At 42.7% G+C, this 3,076-nt stretch carries 2 protein-coding genes; both read left to right on the forward strand.

Translation table 11 applies throughout. The features are described from left to right. A partial coding sequence (locus AAEY80_RS14125) for a DUF2345 domain-containing protein (RefSeq protein ID WP_350588503.1) occupies window positions 1-1,438 on the forward strand: 1,438 nt, incomplete at its 5' end. Between the two features lie 12 nt (window positions 1,439-1,450). Continuing rightward, complete coding sequence (locus AAEY80_RS14130) at window positions 1,451-2,941, forward strand: hypothetical protein (protein ID WP_025652683.1); 1,491 nt, start codon at window positions 1,451-1,453, stop codon at window positions 2,939-2,941. Window positions 2,942-3,076 lie beyond the last annotated feature (135 nt).

Raw genomic sequence — 3,076 nt, forward strand, 5'->3', positions numbered from 1 at the left:
CAGTCACTTAGTCGCCGACCACATGGGACAAACCCATCCCCTGCGTCATGGGCAACACGTCCTGATCGACTTCATCGGTGGCGACATCACCCATCCCATCATCATCGGCAGTACTCATAATGGCCAAGGTAATGCTGATGCTCAGCACAATAGTCTGACTAGCGATTCGGACCATATAGACGCCACTAGCCCCGCATGGTTTATCAATCAAAGTCATGTTCATGCGATAGATGGCATCAAAACCCAAAGTATCGACTCAAGTCGTACAGGGGACGCCACCAAAGACAGTCTAGCGAATGGCTACAATCAGCTGATGTTTGACACCCATCCAAATAGTCCACAGATCAATGTCTATAGCACAAGCTACCAGAGCAGTCTCACCATTGGTCATTTCTATCAGCATAGCGACCACACTCGCGGTCAAGCAAGAGGGCAAGGCATCAGTATTGAGACCCAAGCTGCCGCTAATGTGCAAGGTAGTACAGGCATACACATCAGCAGCCATCAAGCTGACAGTCAATTAAAGCAGCATATGAATCACAGCAGTCATAGCAAACTACAAACCGCCGATCAGCATCAACAAGCCTACGCGCAGTTAGCTGGCACCCATCAGCCAGTCGGACTAGAAGGCAGTAGCAATAATAAGCAAGGCGATAATAAAGATGCGCAAACCCCATTTGCCGAGTTTAGCAAAGACAACAACGATAGTAGTCTTAGCGAGTCCGGACAATGGCAACAAGCGCATCTGCTGATCGACTCCCAGCGTCATCTCGCCATGCTAAGCGGACAGCACAGCCAACATACCAGTACTAAGAACACTCATTCGCATGCGACAGACAACACTCATCATCACAGCCAAACCCAGATGAATCAGTTGGTGTCAGGCGATATTCATTATTACAGTAATAAAGCCCAAACCCATACCGCCGCTCATGGTGATATCACCATACAAGCCCATCAGAATGAGATGCGCCTTGATAGTGAGCAAGTACTGCGTATTCATAGCCGAGACAGTATTAATATCATCGCGCCTGATACGTTGACGTTAAAAGCTGCGGGCAGCGGCATTGAAATATCAGGTGGCAATGTGACCTTTATTACACCTGCTCAGGTGGGCTATAAGGCGAGTAAGGTGGATTGGGGTAGCGGGGGTGGAGTTAAAACAGAACTGCCTTATTTACCATCTGTAGAAATGGAAAACTGGATTGGTCTTAAACTTTTAGGAGTTGATGGTGAAGGTATACCAGATGTGGGCTACAAAATATTCTTTGATGGTGGTCAAGTTATTAAAGGAAGACTCGATAGGAAAGGTGAAGCACATCACAATAATGTGCCCGAAGAAGCCAACCGTGTTGAATATGAAGACAAGGGCTTTGAAGACCCTACTCCTGAGTCGTTTCTTAAAGTTTTAGAAGCTGCTAACAGTTTTAAAGAATAATAAGGTATAAAAATGGGCTTTTTATCATCTAAAGAAAAAAAACTTTCAAATGCACTTGCATGGTTCAGTGCACCTGTTAACACAGCATTACAAAAGGGTAAGGAAACGGCAAATGATATTGCCGATTGGCTTTGGATAGTCATACAAGGTGATTTTGCATCGGAACCTTCTACTGCTCAAGTCGTTACTGGTACTGTCGTTTCTATGATTCCATTTGTAGACCAGATCTGTGATATTCGAGATATTTGTGCTAACTGCAAAAAAATAAACGAAGACGATAGTAACCCTTGGGCGTGGGTGGGTCTAATCTTGACCTTAATCGGTCTGTTTCCAGTTTTAGGGTCGCTATTTAAGGGAATATTTAAAGTACTACTTGCCCCTGTTAGACGCTTCATGATGAGACCTTTATCTAAAGCTGGAAAATTTTCAGGCAGTTTAATTTATAAAACAGTTGAACCTGCTATTGAACAAGGTATCAAGGGGATTAATAGGTTTATAGGAAGCCCTGCAGTTAAAAAGCTAATTAGTAAAGAAGGGGCCACTAATATCTATAGATGGTCAGCTAAGGAACTGCGCAAAGTAAAAGCACAAGTTAATACGAAGCAAATTTTCGCTGTATTTGATGAGCATATCGGCTATTTGAAGGAGACTGTCGAATTTGTCCAAAAATACGGCAGTAAAGGTATCGGTAAACAAGCAGGCGATATGCTTAAAATAGTGGTAAATATAAGAAATCGCGCTAACAAGCGTCTCGGTGAATTTTTAGCACCCGTACAAGACTTTCTGGAACGTTTAGCCATACGACTAGACACTGAAGGAGGCTATAAAGCAGTTACTAATCTGACAAACATCGCGAATTTTAGAAGAGTGCATACCGATGGTGAAGTGCAACTTATAAAAAACAGTACACCTAGATGGGTAGATGTCACTAGGAATGTTAAATATCCTGAACTACCAAAATGTTATGAAATACCTAAAGATTATCCAAATATTTCTAATACAGGCACAGGACCATTAAAGGGAAAGTTTAAAACATTTAATACTATGAAGGCAGTAAAGCTAAAAGAAAATACAGTACTCTATCGTGTCGTCGACCCTACGAGTAATGATAACAGTATATGTTGGATGAGGAAATCAGAATATATAAAACTTAAAAAAAGAGAAGACTGGCGTAGACGCTTTGCCGTATGGGCGAGCTGGAACAGTAACGGTGAGGTCGTTCAGTATATTGTGCCCAAAGGTGGTATGAGGGTATGGGAAGGTAAAACCGCCAGTCAAGTACTTAAAGATAGCAAAGGTAAAGTTCAGACTGCTAATGGACGCGGTGCTATGTACGTACTGGAAGGTGGTGGCATACAGATTGTACTTGACCCAAAAGATTTGATAAAAGCAATAGTACAACCACGCAGAAAAACAGGATGGGGCTATGGTAGTGATATAAAAGGTTTGGAAAACACAGATATGGTTGGCGTACCAACCCTCAAACAAAACTGGTATAAGTGAATAAGCAATGAACAACTACATTATAAGACCGCAAGAGATTTACCTACTAGAGCGCTATAGTTCACCCGCCTACTTTAAAGAGATGCGTGATGCCTTTGCAACTATGCTAGAAGCCGCTGAATACGCGCTTGAGCT

It is taken from the genome of Psychrobacter sp. 78a-MNA-CIBAN-0178 (assembly GCF_040309625.1).
In the GTDB taxonomy this organism is placed as follows: domain Bacteria; phylum Pseudomonadota; class Gammaproteobacteria; order Pseudomonadales; family Moraxellaceae; genus Psychrobacter; species Psychrobacter okhotskensis.